This window comes from Sphingobacterium sp. DR205 (genome assembly GCF_011064245.1).
Lineage (GTDB): Bacteria > Bacteroidota > Bacteroidia > Sphingobacteriales > Sphingobacteriaceae > Sphingobacterium > Sphingobacterium athyrii.
Genome location: NZ_CP049333.1, coordinates 4,034,442 through 4,052,898 on the forward strand (window position 1 = coordinate 4,034,442; position 18,457 = coordinate 4,052,898).

20 protein-coding genes are annotated in these 18,457 nt (G+C 39.2%); 6 read left to right on the forward strand and 14 right to left on the reverse strand.

The features are described 5' to 3' along the window. Positions 1–60: 60 nt before the first annotated feature. Genes G6053_RS17460 through G6053_RS17470 form a run of 3 tightly spaced genes read left to right on the forward strand, consistent with a single transcriptional unit; the run spans position 61 to position 2,336 of the window. Positions 61–534, forward strand: a complete 474-nt coding sequence (locus G6053_RS17460) for a PaaI family thioesterase (RefSeq protein WP_108633635.1) — start codon at positions 61–63, stop codon at positions 532–534. 35 nt (positions 535–569) lie between these two features. Further along, positions 570–1,418, forward strand: a complete 849-nt coding sequence (locus G6053_RS17465) for an alpha/beta hydrolase (RefSeq protein ID WP_165307501.1) — start codon at positions 570–572, stop codon at positions 1,416–1,418. 18 nt (positions 1,419–1,436) lie between these two features. Beyond that, positions 1,437–2,336: an MBL fold metallo-hydrolase gene (locus tag G6053_RS17470; RefSeq protein ID WP_165307502.1), complete on the forward strand. Its 900-nt coding sequence runs from the start codon at positions 1,437–1,439 to the stop codon at positions 2,334–2,336. A gap of 10 nt (positions 2,337–2,346) precedes the next feature. Here the strand turns inward: G6053_RS17470 and G6053_RS17475 are convergent, their stop codons facing one another. The 6 genes from G6053_RS17475 to G6053_RS17500 form a co-directional block, all read right to left on the reverse strand. Next, complete coding sequence (locus G6053_RS17475; RefSeq protein ID WP_165307504.1) at positions 2,347–3,243, reverse strand: alpha/beta hydrolase; 897 nt, start codon at positions 3,241–3,243, stop codon at positions 2,347–2,349. Positions 3,244–3,253: 10 nt separating this feature from the next. Further along, a complete protein-coding gene (locus G6053_RS17480; RefSeq protein WP_165307506.1) occupies positions 3,254–3,676 on the reverse strand; it encodes a DUF1330 domain-containing protein in 423 nt (140 codons plus the stop codon). Between the two features lies 1 nt (position 3,677). Continuing rightward, entirely contained in the window at positions 3,678–4,025 is a 348-nt protein-coding gene (locus G6053_RS17485; protein WP_108633630.1) for a GIY-YIG nuclease family protein, read from the reverse strand. Between the two features lie 9 nt (positions 4,026–4,034). After that, positions 4,035–4,451 (reverse strand): MarR family transcriptional regulator, encoded by a 417-nt coding sequence (locus G6053_RS17490; RefSeq protein WP_108633629.1) that lies wholly within the window; start codon positions 4,449–4,451, stop codon positions 4,035–4,037. 676 nt (positions 4,452–5,127) lie between these two features. Next, positions 5,128–5,499 carry a VOC family protein gene (locus tag G6053_RS17495; protein ID WP_108633628.1) on the reverse strand — a complete coding sequence of 124 codons (372 nt, stop codon included), beginning with the start codon at positions 5,497–5,499 and terminating at the stop codon, positions 5,128–5,130. Positions 5,500–5,533: 34 nt separating this feature from the next. Then, positions 5,534–6,331, reverse strand: coding sequence for a DUF6597 domain-containing transcriptional factor (locus tag G6053_RS17500; protein WP_346774508.1), 798 nt, complete (start codon positions 6,329–6,331; stop codon positions 5,534–5,536). 448 nt (positions 6,332–6,779) lie between these two features. Between G6053_RS17500 and G6053_RS17505 the strand changes: the two genes are divergently transcribed. Both G6053_RS17505 and G6053_RS17510 read left to right on the forward strand, forming a co-directional pair. Beyond that, complete coding sequence (locus G6053_RS17505; RefSeq protein WP_108633626.1) at positions 6,780–7,514, forward strand: DUF6250 domain-containing protein; 735 nt, start codon at positions 6,780–6,782, stop codon at positions 7,512–7,514. A 57-nt stretch (positions 7,515–7,571) separates the two neighbouring features. Then, positions 7,572–8,954, forward strand: coding sequence for a pectate lyase (locus G6053_RS17510; RefSeq protein WP_165307509.1), 1,383 nt, complete (start codon positions 7,572–7,574; stop codon positions 8,952–8,954). 19 nt (positions 8,955–8,973) lie between these two features. Here G6053_RS17510 and G6053_RS17515 read toward each other — a convergent pair whose 3' ends face one another. Next, positions 8,974–9,882, reverse strand: a complete 909-nt coding sequence (locus G6053_RS17515) for a DUF6268 family outer membrane beta-barrel protein (RefSeq protein WP_165307511.1) — start codon at positions 9,880–9,882, stop codon at positions 8,974–8,976. A gap of 164 nt (positions 9,883–10,046) precedes the next feature. Between G6053_RS17515 and G6053_RS17520 the strand changes: the two genes are divergently transcribed. Continuing rightward, positions 10,047–10,613, forward strand: coding sequence for a Crp/Fnr family transcriptional regulator (locus tag G6053_RS17520; protein WP_165307513.1), 567 nt, complete (start codon positions 10,047–10,049; stop codon positions 10,611–10,613). Between the two features lie 54 nt (positions 10,614–10,667). Here G6053_RS17520 and G6053_RS17525 read toward each other — a convergent pair whose 3' ends face one another. From G6053_RS17525 to G6053_RS17555, 7 genes are all read right to left on the reverse strand, one after another. Further along, positions 10,668–10,931, reverse strand: coding sequence for a hypothetical protein (locus tag G6053_RS17525; protein WP_165307515.1), 264 nt, complete (start codon positions 10,929–10,931; stop codon positions 10,668–10,670). A 73-nt stretch (positions 10,932–11,004) separates the two neighbouring features. After that, positions 11,005–11,631: a TlpA disulfide reductase family protein gene (locus tag G6053_RS17530; protein ID WP_165307517.1), complete on the reverse strand. Its 627-nt coding sequence runs from the start codon at positions 11,629–11,631 to the stop codon at positions 11,005–11,007. Positions 11,632–11,663: 32 nt separating this feature from the next. Next, positions 11,664–12,227, reverse strand: a complete 564-nt coding sequence (locus G6053_RS17535) for a TlpA disulfide reductase family protein (protein WP_165307519.1) — start codon at positions 12,225–12,227, stop codon at positions 11,664–11,666. Positions 12,228–12,246: 19 nt separating this feature from the next. Continuing rightward, positions 12,247–13,353 carry an efflux RND transporter periplasmic adaptor subunit gene (locus G6053_RS17540; RefSeq protein WP_108633621.1) on the reverse strand — a complete coding sequence of 369 codons (1,107 nt, stop codon included), beginning with the start codon at positions 13,351–13,353 and terminating at the stop codon, positions 12,247–12,249. A 19-nt stretch (positions 13,354–13,372) separates the two neighbouring features. Further along, positions 13,373–16,543, reverse strand: a complete 3,171-nt coding sequence (locus tag G6053_RS17545; RefSeq protein WP_108633620.1) for an efflux RND transporter permease subunit — start codon at positions 16,541–16,543, stop codon at positions 13,373–13,375. Positions 16,544–16,552: 9 nt separating this feature from the next. Next, positions 16,553–17,938 carry a TolC family protein gene (locus G6053_RS17550; protein ID WP_165307521.1) on the reverse strand — a complete coding sequence of 462 codons (1,386 nt, stop codon included), beginning with the start codon at positions 17,936–17,938 and terminating at the stop codon, positions 16,553–16,555. A gap of 114 nt (positions 17,939–18,052) precedes the next feature. Continuing rightward, positions 18,053–18,454, reverse strand: coding sequence for a hypothetical protein (locus G6053_RS17555; RefSeq protein WP_108633619.1), 402 nt, complete (start codon positions 18,452–18,454; stop codon positions 18,053–18,055). Between the last annotated feature and the right edge of the window lie 3 nt (positions 18,455–18,457).

An 18,457-nucleotide genomic window follows, 5' to 3' on the forward strand; every position in this document is an offset into this window, starting at 1 on the left:
TTTTTTAGCCAAAAAAAAAAACGATTGGTTTATTTTTTTATAAATATAATAACAACGTATATGACAAAACTATCGATATTAGATTACCTAAATAAATTGATAAAAAGTGAAACTACCGATGACATGCATACGCACATGCATTACCCAACACCAATATCAAAAACATTGGGCATAGACATTATGGAAGTCGGTTTAGGTACAGCAACTGTACAAATCAATACAACAAAAGAAAAACACAGTAACCAGCAGGGAACAATTCACGGAGGCCTGCTTTGTGAACTGGCAGACGCAGCCATCGGAACCGCACATTCGACCCTTATTCAGGAAGGCGAAACTTTTACATCCGTAGAATTGAAAATCAATTTTTACCGGCCCGTTTTCGAGGATATACTCACTGCCAAAGCATCCCCCTTACATAGTGGAAAAAATTTAAGTCACTATCAATGCGATATTTTCCGCAGTGATGGTAAAAAAGCCGCTATGATAACAAGTACGGTCATGACTTTAAGAGGTGTTAAAGCGACAGGACGTTAATCCAATGCTCAATTACAACTTTATACAAACCATTCATGAATAAATCAATCTTTAAAAGCCCTGAAGGAAAAGACAAAATTATCCGGGCTTACGACGATGCAATAAAAAATGCTTCATTGAATTTGAAAACCGGCGTGCTGAAAACAACTTATGGGGACACCCATTTTTTGGAGGATGGAAGTCAACACCAAGAAATTGTCATCTTACTGCATGGCGCGTCTTCTAACGCGACGTCATGGTTATCAGACATGGCTGAATATTCAAAACAATATAAAGTCATAGCAATAGATATTATCGGAGAGGCAGGAAATAGCGCAGAAACCAGACCTTCTTATCAAACAAAAGATTTCGCTGAATGGCTAAAAGAGGTTTTCGACAGGCTCAATATCAGCAAGGCAAATATAATCGGATTATCGCAAGGCGGTTGGTTGGCATTACGCTTTGCAACAAGCTTTCCTGAATTAGTCGACCGGCTGATTTTGCTGACACCTGCAGGAGTTGTTCCTACCAAAACAACATTTATCATGAAAGCCCTACTCTATTCCCTTTTGGGAGCAACTGGTCGTATCAAGATTAATAGATTGGTCTTGGGAAGCCAGCGTGTGGATCAAAAAATTGTAGCATTTATGGATTTAATACAAACCAATTTTAATGCGAGGATAGAAAAAGAATATATTTTTTCAGATGATGAACTCAGCCGTTTGACAATGCCTGTGTTATTCATCGGTGGAGAACAGGATGTAATCCGCTCTACTCAGGAAATTGCCGCTAGATTTCAAAATATTATCGACGACTTTACCATAATAACCATTCCGGAAATGGGACATGTTTTGGCTGGATTAGCACCACGAATATTTCCTTTTTTAAACAAAACCAAATGCTAATTAAATCGCAGTACTCTAATGAATATGCAAACAAACTACAGTCACCTCAAGATTCCATTTGATAACCTGGAAATTTATATTCTTTCCGATGGATATTTTGATATAGGATCATATCAACCCATTATTGCGACGGATACAGCACCTGCAGATCTTCAAAAAGAGCTAAGCCGACTGCATTTACCTGCCGATATCTACGAAGCTCCTATTAATGTAATGCTTATCCGAAAGGATGAACAATTAATACTAGTAGATACAGGAGAAGGCTTTTATGATAAAAAAAATGCAGGAAAATTATTACACAGTCTGAAAAGTGCCGGATTCGGAGCCAGTGATATTTCCGATGTATTGATAACCCATGCTCATCGGGATCACATTGGAGGCATATTAACCGAAGATGGCAATCTGGTATTTCCAAATGCAAGATTCTATATTTCACGGACTGAACTGGAATTTTGGTTTACACAGCATCCTAATTTTCCCAACAGCAGGAGGCCTGAGTTTGGACATGCGTCTGTTTCAATGGTTAAACAGATATTAGGAGCCATTACCCACCGTTTAGAAATATTTGATGCAGGTGATGAATTATTTTCCTGTATTAAAACGCAAGCAGCTCCGGGACATACTCCCGGACACATTATATTTACGGTTTATTCGGGTAAGCTATCCATTACGCATCTGGTTGATCTGGTTCATAGTCCTGTATTGATCTCTAATCCGGTTTGGGGTACACAATGGGATGTTGATTTTTCTTTGGGGATCAACACCCGAAAAAATATACTGGAACAATGTCATGAGCAAAAATTGCTAGTTTGCGCCTCCCATCTTCCTTGGCCAGGAATAGGTTTTATTGACAGATATCATGATCAATGGCAATGGACTCCAAAACCATATATCTCACCGTTGCTACTTACATTTTGATAATGATGTTTCATTCAGTTTTAGCAATAAAATCTGAAATGTCTTCTACCAGTGACGGATAAAGTGAATCTGGAATAGCGTGTCCCATTCCGTTTTTTATGATCAACTCACAGTAAGGAATAGTGTTTTTTAAATCGGTCGCATGTTCTATACTGAAAAGCGGATCTTCGTTCCCATGTATCACTATGGTAGGCGCCTGAATATCAATAAGAACATTCGGATTAAATATATAAGTTACGAGGGCAACTATTTGACGATAAGGTCTTACCGAAGAAGATTTTCGGATTTCATCTTCAATAATTAGCGCCTGCTCTTTTTCCTCATTGAGGATATATCTGCTGCCATAAATAGCTTTCATAAAGCCTATTTTTTCTTTCAAATAGGCTTCCCGGTTATCTTCGAAATTAACAGATGAGCTGGTCATTTTTTTTACCAAGGCATCATCAGACTTCGGAAGAGCAGGATTAAAGCTTGAAGACATCAATAAAGTCAGTGTCTGAGTCATTTCCGGATACCGTGATGCAAATAGCTGTGCTATGATGCCACCCATTGAACGCCCTACAATATTTGCGCTCCGGATGCCAAGTGAATGCAGCAAATCTTTTATATCATCTGCCATATCCAATAAAGAATAAGGGGCAGGATATTTTTCTGGATGCTGTAGAAAATCATTCAAGGAAAAGCTATAGCTGTCGTTGCTATCATAGGTAGTAAAAGTACTTTTTCCACAATCTCTATTGTCAAAGCAGATTACACGAAATCCTTCTTCTGCAAGCTTATTACAAAATGGAAGTTCCCAACGGGTCATTTGTGTGTTTAACCCACTGATGAGTACAATAGTTTTGTTGTTTTCAGCTCCAAATACTTCATAATAGATGGTAGCATTTTTTAGTTCAGTATACCCCATAAATAATTTACTACAGTACAATTTCTAAAGGTAAAAGTCTGGAATCCAATATAGCAGCCGAGCGATGGCCTGTAATTTTCATATAATTCGGATCTTGCTCAAATGCAAAAAAATCTGATATACTCTTTTGTCTAACCAGCATACAGACATCCCACTGTTCGTCCTGAGGACCTATCAAAAAGCGGTCTCCTTTTCCAATGAAAAGAATCTCTCCGCCACCCTCCTCTAGAAAAGGTTTAGCAAGTTCTACATAAAGCATAAAAGCTTCGTAGCCAGAAATTTGGCCGGCAGGTGCAATTTCAGGAAACTCGGAATAATCAGCAATTTCCTTTAAATGTATCAGATTTAAATTTACGATTGACCCTTGAATATTTTTTAACATAAGATCCCGGCCGGCTTCGTAGGTTGGATATAAATAGGTTTTGCTTTCCATATCAATATATATTTCTGGCTTTACTTTGCTCTTCTTTCAGATCATTTCTGGCTTTCTGCAACTTCTTTTTATAGTCTATGATGTTCTCTTCCCATGGAACAATGATCGTATTTTCAAAAACGAAACTCTTCTCTCCCAGCCGGATCCAATCGTCCTGTAAGTTTCTGTTATCAAATTGTCCGTTGTTCAGTTCAAACCGGATTCTGTTATAAAGTGCTCTTAAATTAATACTCTCCCTGATAAATATTTTATTTTCTGCATTATTCAGAATAGTCAATACACCCATTAACGGTTTCATCTCTAAAAACTCAGCGTTTAATTTCTTTCTGTACTTTTTGTCCATGTTCATTCATTAAATTTAAAGATCGCCTCCTAAAATTTTCAATTGTCCGGCGAAAACACTTAGATCTTCCGTTATAATTCCTTCTAATAGCTTTTTGGATATATATCCTGCTGTAGTGGTAGCTTCTGTAAAAATTCTTTCTCCGGCAGAAGTGAGTTTTACATAACTCACCCTCGCATCCCTATCACTATTTTCTTTCTCTACAAGTCCCATTTTTTCCATTGGCAAAATAATCCGCGTAATGCCAGAGGCGGTTAAACCTGTATTCTCAGCAAGATCAATTCTTTTTAAACGGTTACCAGGTGCACTACTTAAAATATACAGGATCATATAGTCGGTAAGGCTAATACCATGAAGACTTAAACCGTCAAACTTCTTCGTAATGACAGATTGAACCTTTAAAATATTCAGAATTGTACTTATTTCTTTCATTCTACTATTTGCAATATACTTGATTAGTCAAGTATATTGCAAATATAAGCATTTTGTTTATACGTGCAACAGCTATAGCTAATTTCGTAAACCCGCTTTAATACATCTTGACAACTATTCGATATCATTTAATGATGTTTTCATTTTAACATCAGAATGGATATGGAAAAGAAAAAAGGCGTGATTTAGTTTAACCCAGTCCCCTGGAGATTTACAGCATATTGTAGGATTTCCATCATCAGGTAAATTTGAAGGATTGGCGATCCGACATCCTGGGTCGTATCTCTAATACTAAACAAGATCAGCTAACCAATTGTTACCCATAATTGGGTGAAATATCAAAAATCTCAAAAAATAACTCAGTTTAGAGAAATAATCGAAATCGGCTTAAAATATATTAAAAGCCGATTTGAAGCCGTAATATACTTAGCAAAATGTGCATGTTTACAAGCATTTTTCGATAGTTTCTATTCCCATAGAAGTTCACAAAGTCCAAAAGTAACAGGTTGCACCCATTTAACTCTCCATTTAAAATGGACATACAAATTTTTATGGCATCATAGGAGATCTTGACATCTCATATTTATTAATATTATATGTATGTTTCTAAGTGCCAAGTGGACAGGATCGGCTAATCCGACCTGCCCGACAATAAGGATTCAATTCTACTTGATAACTAAAATGGGTTTACACTTATCTCAATCATCAGATTCTCAAAATAAAAATAAAAACCAAAGGTATTCCGCATTTTTTTTGGGACATCTTCAACTCTTAGATATAATTCATCTTTAATTTTATCATAAACGTGGTATACTGAATTTTCATCCTCCTGATAAAATCCAATGTGAAAATTCTTCGGATAATCCGGTTCTTTTTCTTCGTTATTCATTACCTGTCCCCAAATTACCAATGCAAATTTTTTGTTATTTTCCATAACAGCCATCTTACTATTGCGATTGATTATAAGTTCAAAGCCCATATGTGTACTGAATAGTTCAACAGCTTTATCGACATCTCTTACAACCAGATTAATGTGATTTAATTCCATTTTAATTAAGTCTTGTTTATTTTACAAAACAAAATTAATCATCAGATAATGTTGTCAATTGGATAAATCGGTCATTTTCATTTTTTCCTAAAACAGTTGGTCTAGTTCCCGAAAATTTCTTCACTGTTCTTATAAAGTGTGATTGGTCCGCATAACTTAATTCGGGATAAAAGTGTCCGCTTTTTACCTGTTTGAGTGAATTGCAGAATTTGATAATGTCAATGTAGGTTTTTAAAGTTATCCCTAGCCATTTCCTGAAGTATCGGTTTATTTCTCGACTACTCCATCCGATTTCTGATGCAATGGCCTCAACTTTAGTTTCTCCCTTTGAACGATTAATCAGATCAAACAGCTTGACCTTACGAGTATCGATCGGATCTGTTACTATTCGCTGCATGGTAACACATGCTTTCCTGTAGAAGCCTTCAAAATTTTGCATATCCTCTCTGTAGAAGCCCATATAACCAGGTGGTAAAATAATTTTTTTATTAAGGGAGTCTGAAAAGGAACGCTTAAATACGTATTCCGCAGCCATGGGATAAAAACTGATGGCAAACATTACCGATTTGGGAAAAGGATGTTTTACTATGGGTTTATTACATATTCCTCCTATAAAAATTTCAAAATTTACACCATCATCCAGAAATAAGAAAAGATCGATCTTTCCGTCAGGAAGAATTATGGATTCCGTACGGTCCTCAGAATGATTTCTTACCATCCATATACTTTCAATAAGGTGGCTCAGGCATTCTTGCGGTGGCAAAGAGATATATTCCAAATCAGTTTTCAAAATACAGCAAAAAATTAAATTAATTAAATTATTAAAGGACAATTCAACACAATAAAAGTTAATTTATAAGCCAAGTCAAAGAGAATCTCAATTACGTTCTTGGATTGCTGCGCAAAAAAAATATAATAAACACAGCAGTCAATCGGTCTTAATGATACGCACAATTTATTAAATCTGAAACAATATCAAAACATTCGGGTACGGTTCTACTATAAAAAGATGTTACATGCCCTATCTTCAAAACACTACACCGTGCTCAACCTCGTTCAATTTATTGATCAAATGTTCAAAAGACTCCTTTGATTATATTTCATATAAAATTACAATAAATAAGTGTTTCTCAGTATACCATCAACACAAGACGAGAGATGAATCAAGAGTTATGGTGGATGATAAAGTGATCACAATAGCAATTTATTTTAGCTTTTACTATATTTATGTAAACAGATCAATTTATAAATTTTGTAAATTGCTTTATATAACTTTCACTATGGTTCACTTAAACGGTACACACAGAAATAAAACGACATTTCCCTCCGGCTTGTTTAAGTTCTCTACTTACCCTTTATCAATAGTTTTATTGCTCCTTACCTCGTTTCTTTGCAATGCGCAACAAACTATACTTTACCAAGATAGTTTTGATAAACCATTAGATACACTGAACTGGAAAGTCGAAATGCTTCCGGGAAATCAAGCAAAGGTAATTACTGAAAATCAAAAACTCGTTATCAATGCACCTTATGGTGTTACTGTTTGGTTTAGGCATGAGCTTACAGGTCCCGTTAGAATTGAGTATGATTGGAAAGTAGTCATTGCCGATGGCATAAATGACAGACTCTCAGATCTGAATCAGTTTTGGATGGCTACTGATCCTAGAAATGAAGATCTGTTCACACGGAGAGGAAAGTTCTCTGAATACGATTCATTAAGTCTTTATTATATTGGTATGGGTGGAAATAAAAATACCACGACAAGATTCAGAAAATATCAGGGAAACGGTGAACGTAAATTATTACATGAATATACCGATAAATCTCATCTACTCAAGCCCAACCATAACTACCATATCATAATAGAAGTCGCGAACGGCATGACCCGTTTTTTAGTAGATGGAGTCCTGTATTTCTCTTTTGCAGATCCAGAACTTTTAACAAAAGGTTATTTCGGATTCAGATCAACACACGCTAGGCATGAAATAAGTAATTTTCGTGTGTTAAGACCGTGATCTGAATGATTGATATACCTGTAATCCGCATTTCCATTACCCCTTATACATTCTGAAATGATAAAAACCTCCATAGCCACCCAAACTTATTTGATCATCCTATTATGCTGTCTTTCTTTTTTTGCAAATGCCCAGCTACCTGCCTTTCCCGGTGCCGAAGGATATGGTCGTTTTGCCACAGGAGGAAGACTGGGAGATGTTTATCATGTAGCCAATCTCCATGATGATGGTTCTGGCTCCCTGCGGTATGGTCTGGAAACGGCTAGAGGTCCAAGAACCATTGTCTTCGACATTTCAGGTAATATCCTATTATCCAAAAAACTCGTTGTTAATGCTTCTAATCTTACCATTGCAGGCCAAACAGCGCCAGGTGGTGGAATCACCCTGGCAGGCAATTCACTTTATATAAAGGCTGACGATGTTATCATTCGTTACATCCGCGTACGATTCGGAGATAAAAGCGGTCAGCAGGCAGATGCAATCAGTATCATTGGCGGCAAAAATATCATATTGGATCATGTATCGGCAAGTTGGTCTATAGATGAGACCTTATCCTGTCAGAGTGATCACGTAGATTTGTTGACGGTTCAATGGTGCATCATCTCGGAGAGTCTTCAAAATTCCCTCCATAAAAAGGGTTCTCACGGTTATGGTGGAATCATTGGTGCTACACGTCAATCTTTTCACCACAATTTATATGCCCATCACAGTTCCCGAAGTCCAAAAGTAACGGGTCGCAGACATTGTGAGGTGGACTTTAGAAATAATGTCATCTACAACTGGGGATTTAACAACTGTTATGATGGAACAGCATCCTATATGAATTGGGTCAACAATTATTATAAGCCTGGACCTGCAACAGAACAAAAGGTCACGCAACGGATTTTTCAATTAAGCGATGCAGAAATAGCTGATGTCAAAAATAATTCACCAAAGGATTCCAAAGTATATGAAACCGCACTCTATGCCGAAGGGAATTTTGTTGTTGGCTCGCCAGATGTGACCAAGGATAATTGGGCAGGTGGCATTGACTTTGTAAATGGTGCATCGGAAGTAAAAAACAGGGCGAAATCTCCAGCTTTCCCTGCTCCAATGATAACACAACAAACGGCTTTAAAAGCATATCCATTAGTTGTTGCCAGTGCAGGAGCTTCTTTTTCTAGAGATGCCATTGATCAGAGAATTTCTCAAGAGGTACTGACAGGTACCTATACATATGGTAAAAAAGGTTTGATTGATTCTCCAAATGATGTAAAAGGTCTTCCCCTACTCACAACACTCCCTCCACCGCTAGACACCGATCAGGATGGCATGCCTGATGAATGGGAAAAGAAAAATAGCCTTGATCCAAATGAGCCAGATGACCGAAATCATTACGCTGCAACAGGTTACACCATGCTGGAGGTATACCTCAATGAATTGTTGTCCAACACCAGGTAAGCTTGTAGCAAGTTCGAAGCTATTCCTTCAGTCGCAAACTTATCCCGATAGAGGCATATGCTGACGATTCCATACTGCCTCCCTGACCTTTCAGGACCTGATAACTGCTATCTAGAAAATCATACTCCCTCATAAATTGCATGCCTACTTTTGCTTTGACCCAAAACATGCCCGATATTTTTGCAGCTGCAGTCAAACCAACCGGTATATTGATCACCCTTGCATAGTGAGCACCAACATCATTTTTTGTACCTATATTGTAAATGCCTGTTTCAAAATTGGCATCAATCCCATATTCCCAGGACTTACTGGGCGTCATGACAAATTGGGCTTTAATGGGAAGCATCATATCGATTCGATAGTCGGAAGAGGAATAAGTAACTGCAAAAAGCGGTGTAAATGTATTTTTCGTAAAATCTCTGCTGTAAGAAGCACCATATCCCCATTGCAAGCCTTCATGTTTTCCCGATTGATGCATAGCCACCGCAGCCAGCGCTGGAAAAAAATCGCGACTTCCAAAACTGCTCTTAAAATCAGACCGGACAATAAGTTGAGGGACAACAACAAGATTCCAGCGATCGTTTAGCTTTTGTCTGATCAGTAAAGCATATTGAATATCACTAAGATTACCTGGAAAATGGAGACCTTTTTCACTGCGTGATTCCTGATTATAATTCAGAGATCTATAGGCAAACATATTATTTAGCTTGGTGTGTTCACCCATTTTGATCGTCGGCGTTATCAAGTTAATATCAACAACTCCAACACCCAGTTGATCACCATGCTCGAGTTTTGATCTTGCTACACTGGAATAAGTTGAGGAGAAAAACTCTGATTCCTGAGCATCGACATAAAGTGGGACTAAGATGAGCAAAAGTAATATTTTACTCCTTCGTAGTTTCGGAATGCATCTTATTTTCTCGCTCATAGATTTGACTATACTTAAAATCGTTTATTTTTGCGCTATCAATCTGCCCAAAGGCCCTTTTTAGTATTGCTGAATGGGCAATACTGATCTAGCGGTGCAAATTTGGATAATTTAATCTGCACCAAACGTTGATCGTAATCAATAATTAAAGAAATAAACACGCTATGGAACTTTTTAATGTCCTTGAAAGCATGATCTCCCTGAATCAAAGACACCGAGATGAAATTGCGGAACTCGTTGAAATCCGCAATTATAAAAAGAATGAAAAATTTCTTTTGAAAGGAGATCCCTGCAGCGTTATCGGTTTTGTAATTCAGGGCAGCTTTAGATATATCATGGATATGGATGACAACGATAGAACATTTGATTTCTCCGTAGAAAATGAATTTATATCAGATTACTATGGTATTTTACAATCCAAACCAGCATCTTTTGAAATTATTGCCAACCAGTCTTCCCGGGTGGCCTGCCTTCCAACCGAAAGAGTACTGGCATTGTTCGATCAGGATATGGTTTATCAGAAGATCGGCAGAACAATTGCTGAAACTGAATTCTGTAGGCATCATGAAAGACTCATATCTCTCATGTATCATTCTCCACAGAAACGCTACGAGGATCTTATGAATACCATGCCAGAGAGCGTTCTGAAGTTACCACAACATCTTCTGGCGAACTATTTAGGGATTACCAAAGAGACTCTAAGTCGTATCAGATCAAGAAAAGCGCGGTAATGTCTATTTGCCAGATCACCCTGACATCGGATATGTGCAAACATATACAACCTCCTATCCAATAAAAATAATTTCAAGGATATTTAATAAAAAAGACTGCTTTAAGCAGTCTTTTTTATTAAATATGATTATTGAAGCATCTTTTGTTAAAAATTCGGCTATCGCAGCAGGTTTTAATTTAGGATTGGCTCCAGGGTTGTTTGCCTCAATAGCACCCTCTACGCTCGCAAAATCTAAAGCTTGCTGTGGATCTCCATCACTTAAGAGCATCGTAATAAGTGCTGCGAAATAATAATCTCCAGCTGGTATCGTATCCATAACCTCAATAAACCATGTCAATTGAAAGTTAAGGAATTAACAGTTAACCAACTGCCAAATTTCATGTTACAAGCTACTCCTTTATCAATTCTTCCAGTTGTTTTACAAATGTATCCGAACTGTAATCTGCAAAACCTTCGTGATGGAACCTAATCTTACCGTTCTTATCCAGTACAACTGTTGTAGGCAAATCCCCATTATAGATAACATGGGGAATAGGACCTGTTGCTTTGAAAAACGGTATCGAAAACTTTTCTTTTTTGAGATAGGCATTGGCCGCAGCGAGATCGTCATCTTCATTAATGGTCAAAAAGAAAACCTGTGGATGGTCTTTAAATTTGGAATACAGGAACTCAATGGAGGGAAATTCCGCCCTGCAAGGTGGACACCAGGAAGCCCAAAAATTAATAAATACCACTTTTCCGCGTAGGGAGGATGTATGCTGCACAAGCCCATGCTGATCTTTGAACTCAAAGTCAGCAGTCGACTCTGCTATCGCAGCAGCTTCTTTCTTTTCCAAACTGGCATTGAAAATTCCAGTGTTCATCAATTGTTGAAGCATCCATGATTTCGCATCAGGGCTAACAAATAAGGTGACTAGGAGAATGCCCATAAAAACAGTGAAACCGTTCTTTTTGATGCTTTCCCAAAGGATATTTGTGTGTCGCTTTTCTTTTCGAAGATCTTTGTTATCTGCCATATACTTCATATTTAAAAATTAGGGATTCTTTCCTAGTTACTTTCGATCAATTCATTGAGCGCTTGAGCAATTTCGGGATTGCTGTAATCCCTTCCTCCTTCGATCCTGCTGATCATTTGCCCTTCCTTGTCTAGTATCACTGTTGTAGGAATTGCTCTGCCCAAAAATTCGGTTGGAATACTGCTCTTAGGGATATATACTTGTAAGTCGTAATTATTCTTTTTCATAAATGCTTTTGACTTCTCCATTTTTCCGTCTACATCTACCATCAAAAATATGATATTGCTGTTGCCCTCATAATCTTTTTTAAGCTTATTAATAGAAGGCATTTCATGTATACAAGGCGGACACCAGGTAGCCCAAAAATTAATAAAAACAACCTTTCCTTTCAGGGACTGTAATGACACTGCATCACCATTTTCATTCGTGAAAGTGACATCCGGTCCAGAAGCCGATGTGTTGTCCTCCCTTACTTGTTCCCCTTCAACGGCGTTTACTGATTGTTTTTCTTTTTCTTGCTGACTGCATGCCGCAAAACTAAAGCATACCACCATCACAAAGGTGAATACAATTTTTGCTCTTATATTTCTTTGCATTTTCATATCTTTTAATGATTTAGTTAATTTTTCCCTCTTGAATCTCCTCAGACGGCTTAGTTATGATGTGATCATCTACAGAAAGGTTGCCAAAAACTTCTACCAGACCGTCCAGCTGAATACCTTCTTTTATACTAATTCTTTTTACAATCTTATCGTTAAAAGTCATTACATAGATACCGGACTGTGTATTTAAAATACTTTGAGCAGGTACCCAGTACGAGGGATTTTTCCGTTGTAACTTCAGTTTAACCTGCGCATAGTCACCTCCCTGCAGTTCCCCTGAAGAATTATTGACATCAAATTCCAACTTTAACGAACGATCCTGTTGATCCAGCAGTCCTGATGTGCGGGAAAGATGCGCCGTGAAAGTCTTCCCAGGCTGTGAACTAACCGTAAATTCGGCTTCTGCCTTCTTATTGATAGATGATGCATGCTTTTCAGGTAAGGATAAGGTCAAACGGAGCTTATTGCCCTGTGCCATCATAAACAAAGGTTTATCAGACCCTGAACCCACCAAGGCCCCAACAGAGATATTACGTGCTGTAATCACACCATCAAACGGTGCTGTTATCCGCAGATATTGGTTCAATTGTGAAGACTGTGCCGTACCGGCTTTCGAAGCTTGATAAGCTGATTTTGCGCTTTCCATCACACTTTTTGCCCGGTCTATTTCAATGGCAGCTACTGCACCGGTTGTCTTAGCTGCATCTGCCAAGCGGTCATAGGCCTGTTTTGCATACTGATAATCACTGAAGATCTTTTGTTCCGTGGATTTATCAGATAAATACTTTTGATTCATTTCTGGAGCTTCCAGTACAGCTAATAGCTGACCTTTACGAACATGATCTCCAAGGTCTACATATAACTGCTTAACAAAACCCTCAACCCGTGCATGAACAACAACCTGTTCATAGGGTTTCAGTTCAGCTGGTACTGATAGCTCATACTCGGGATTCATCATTTTGATAGCAACCCAGGGGTATGAAGTAGCCTTTGCTTCTTTATTCGTACTTTGTTTTTTTTGATTTCCTTTCTCTGAGCAGGAAACCAGCAGTAAGATCAGCAAGCACCCGATTAAGGTAGTCACCTGTGCTATTTTATTTCTTAAAATTCTATGATACATCTGATTCTATTTTTTATGTTTAAGATTGGGTCTGCTCTAAATAATACCTGCTTTCCTTGTCATCAGGATCCAGCGAAGGGCTAACAATAGCTGTTCTGGACATTAACGACGAAAAGAAATGCGGAAGCAGTAGTAAAATGGTTGCCGTGGATGCGATCAGTCCGCCAATAACTGCTCTGCCCAATGGAGCAACTTGCTCTGCCCCATCGCCTATACCCATTGCCATAGGCAACATACCGGCAAGCATGGCAACAGCGGTCATCAATACCGGCCGCAATCGAGACGAAGCAGCAAGTCGTGCTGCATTCGAAGGTTTTAGTCCCAGTTGTTTTCGGTAATATTCTGCTTGGTTCACCAGCAGAACCGCATTCGATACCGACACGCCTATCGACATAATCATTCCCATATAAGACTGGAGATTAAGTGTACTTCCCGTCAGAAATAAAATGATCAGACTTCCGGCAATAACTGCGGGCAACACAGCAAGGATAATCAATGGTACCTTAAACGATTGATAGAATGCGGCAAGCATCAGGAAGATGGCGATGACAGCAACTCCTAAACCTGCTAATAAACTTCCTAATGTATCATCTAACAACTGTAAAGTTCCCTCTGTCCAAACCGTAGTTCCACGTGGGGGTTCACCGGCATCTTGAATGGCTTTTTTAACCGCAGCTGAGGCCGTACCCAAATCTTTACCATAAATATTAGCGACAACCGTCACGTATCGATTGGGCCCCTTTCGGTTTACCTGTGCTGGTGATGTTACCCTACGGATGGTAGCAACATCGTCCAGTATTGGACGCATGCTTCCATTTTTCAGTGGCAATGATTTCAATTTTTCCTCTGAGGACATAATTCCTTCGGGGATCTGCACCTGAACCTGAAATACTAATCCTGACTTGGGATCAACCCAAAGGTTTTTATCCGTAAAACGTGTGGAGGAGGTCGCTGTAACCACACTCCGCGTAATATCCTGCATGGTTAGACCAAACTGACCAGCAAGATCACGATTGACTTCAATCTCTAATGTTGGATAAAAAACGGGTTCAAGAATACGTACATCTCGCAAATAAGGTACTTTTTGCAGATTGCTTTCAATCTTCGATGCATGGGCAAATGCACCCTTTACCTGACCGGCACCTACTTTTATTTCGATCGGTGTCATCGCTCCCTGACCCATAATTTTTTCGGTCAGTTCTGTCGGCTCAAAATTAAATTTGGAATCAGGGTGTTTTTGGATAATTACTTTTCTAATTTTCTCCTTCAGCTCTTCCATCGATCCACTATAAACAGATTGATTGACCGATACCTGAAGTACGGCTTCATGCGAGGCATTTGTAAATAGAAAAATGGGATTAATCGGAGAACCTGCAGGATGCATTCCGACAAAGGCGGATGTAATATTGATTCCATCTTCCGGAATCTGAGCTTTTATTTCATCCGTAATATCGCGCACAAGACGTTCTGTCTCTTCCAATCGGCTTCCCTGCGGAGCCTGTATTCGGAGCTGAAAATCACCACTGTTGGACACGGGCATCACATCGGTTCCGACAGTCTTTACTAGCAAGGCTGAGATTCCACCTGTCACAACCACATAGCCGATAAATAACAGCAATGATTTGGTAGACCATTTACGCATCCGATACGAATAATTCACCCTAAATTTTTCAAAGAACGCACGTTTTCGCAGCGTGTTAGCAACTACATTATGCTTGTTCTTCATCATCCAATTGGCCAATATAGGAACGAAAGTTTGCGAAGCTATAAAAGAAGCGATCATCGCAAAGGCAACAGCCATTGATAGTGGCATGAACATATCTTTTGGAATCCCTGTCATAATAAAGGCTGGTGTCAGTACAGCCAGGATACAGAGCAAAATCAATAACTTGGGCGTAGAGATTTCCAACAGCGCATCAACGATAGCCCGCTGCTTGGTTTTTCGCATTTCCATATGTTGATGGATATTCTCAATGGTAACGGTAGCTTCGTCGACAAGAATTCCAATGGACAGCGCTAAACCACTCAACGTCATAATATTAATCGTTTGCCCCATCAGATAGAGCACCAAAACTGCCGATAGAACAGCAATCGGGATCGTCATCACAACGATCAGTGCTCCACGGGTATCACCCAAAAAAAGCAGGATAATCAGTCCTGTAAAAACGGCACCCAAAATCCCCTCGTGGATCAGATTGGATAGTGATCGTTCAATGTAAGTGGATTGGTCAAACTCGTAACGGATATTTACATCCTCCGGCAATTGGTTTTTCAACAGCGGTAACGAATTTTTCAGGTTCTGAACGGCATCCAGCGTCGAAGCATCTGCTTTCTTGATAATGGGTAGATAAACAGAACGCTTCCCGTTGATCAGGGCATATCCAACGGTCTGATCCGCGCCATCAGTGACATGGGCAACATCCCGTACATAAACGGTTCGACCCTCATTTGTTTTAACCGGTGTATTCAGGAATTCCTCCGGACTTTTGGCAATCGAATTGATAGGAGCCATCAGGTTTTGTTCTCCAATACGAATATTTCCGGCTGCAGACGGCAGACTGTTCCTGGTAATTGCCATGGTGATATCTTCTGCACTTAGACCATTGGACTGCATTGCTTCGGGGTCTACATTGACAACAATGGATCTGACATTTCCACCGAAAGGAGCGGGAGCAGTGATGCCCGCTATCTCGACAAACATGGGTCTGATTTTCGTCAGCACCAGCGTCTGTATTTCGTTGACCGATCTTTTGTCACTTTCAAATACCAGCTGTCCAACGGGTAACGAACTACCATCGAAACGAACAACTATGGGTGGAACTGCTCCCGGCGGTAAGAACCCCATAGCTCTTGAAACAGATGTGGAGACCTCTCCTGCTGCCTGCGACATATTCGTCCCCGGATAAAAGGTCAGCTTCATCAGGGTAAGTCCCTGAACACTTTTAAAATCAATATTTTTGACCCCACCGACAAAAAGTAGTACTTTTTGAAACTCATTGGCCATAAAACCATCCATATATGAAGGAGAAAGCCCACCATACGGCATGGCGATATACATCGCAGGTAATTCAACCTCCGGAAAGATATCTACATTTATTTTTTTTATGGCGCTATAAGAAAAAAAGGTAATAGCCAATACCATCACCATAATGGCTATAGGTTTCCTTAAAGCAAATCTGATTAAATTCATACGTAAGAATTAAAGGTTGTTAAAGAGAAATTCGAAATCAGCAGTTAACGCTGCTTCTGAAGCTAGAAGCAGCCAATAATCGCGTGAAGCCTCTACATGGATATTCTCGGACTGTTCCAATATAGTCCTGACCTGCAACAATTCGCTAAGCGTGATCAGACCGCTCTTATATCTTGCCAGGTACATGCCATAGGCATCCTGAGACTGCCTTACGGCCAGTTTCGTCTTTTGAAGCTGCTCAAACTGATACAAAATTTCGGTCTGCGCAGCGGAAAGATTAGCCTGCATTGCCTTTTCATATTGAGAATGAAGCATTTTGGCTCCTTCGGCTTCTTTAAAAAGCTCTTCTCCTTTATAATGGTTGGTTCGCATACTGGTCAAATTCCAGGTTATACCAACCCCTACAAGGAAATTATTGGTTGTGTTGCTAAATCCATCTTTCCAGTTCCCGGAAACTGTACCATTGGGATGAATCCCTGTACCTCTGTAGGCATATCCTCCCAGAATGTTTAAAGAAGGTAGTGATGCTCTCTTTTGTGCTTCACCGCTCAGGGTATAATATTCCGATTGTCGATCTAAGGCCGCAAGTATGGGATGCGATGTTTGAATGACACTTTCATTATTTTGTTGATTTCCCACGGGATCAATAAAACGAATGGCTGAAGCCGAAAAATCTACCGAATCCCCTCCATACAATTCCAATAGTTTGATAAAGGAAGCACTTTTAACACCATTCCATTTGTCATACTCGCCCATTGCCTGCACATATGATGATGATGCAAGCAGACTGTCTGCAGCAGGCCTAAGACCGGCAGCAGAAAGACCTGTGGTGATCCTGCGGATGCTGTCGAGACGTTCTGTATTTCGCTGTGTAAGATTTAATTTAGCATCATTATAAAGCAAATTGATGTATCGTTCAGATAATATTTTTTTGAGTTGAAGAAGATAGGCATCTTTTTCACTCACTGTTTTATGGGTTAGGCTTTTGGCCGCTTCATTATCTTTTTGTCGCTTTCCGAACGAAAAGATTTCCCACTCGATAGTGGTGGAAGCAAAACTATTGGCAGCAGTAGTACTTCCTGCTATGGGACTCCCTGAACCACTGACGTTAAAAAAGCCTGGTTGTGGAAAAAAGGCTCCAGAACTACCTTCATAAGTGCCATACGAATTTTGCATCTGTGCCTTCAATTGCGGAAGCATTTCGCTTTTAACAGCTTGCTCATGAAGTTTTGACGCGTCTACAGCAGATTGTTTAGCGCCGATACCAGGATAATATCCTGCTACCCTGGACCATAAAGTACCTAAGGAATTTTCTTTTTGCTGCTGCCCGTATACGGGTAACACAGCAGCAATAGTAAAGCACATGCATGTGATTACTATATGATATTTTATCATACTATTTATAAGTTTATGATAGGTCGCCAAGCGACCGATTACTGTAAAAAAATAATAGAAGTTTCCCCGTTGAAACAAGTGGTTCAATAGGTATAAAAGAAAATAAGTAAGGTATTATAGGATAAGTTTACGGTATTGCAGAAAAATTGGTAGACTTCCTGAAATTTTTAAATTTCCGTAGCGGGGATGTGATTTTTCTCGGCCTAATAAATAAGCAAGAAGAAAAAGAAAAGTAACGGTAAATAAAATTACCGGCGAAAAATGATTAATATCTTGTGAGAGATCGTTTGAGATTCGTATTTCTGCCGTTTCACTAGTAAGACATTTCTCAGAACTGTTTCCGGAATACCCGACAGTTCCTTTAGGTAAGCCTTGTTCCGTATTAGACGGAAGGCCAACTAAAGTTTTAATACTGCTTTTAACAGGACAGGAAGTAAGCATGACCAAGATGATCGCAGCAAATACAATTAAGTACCGTTGATAATATTTTGGAATATGTGACAAAATCCTGTTCATTGA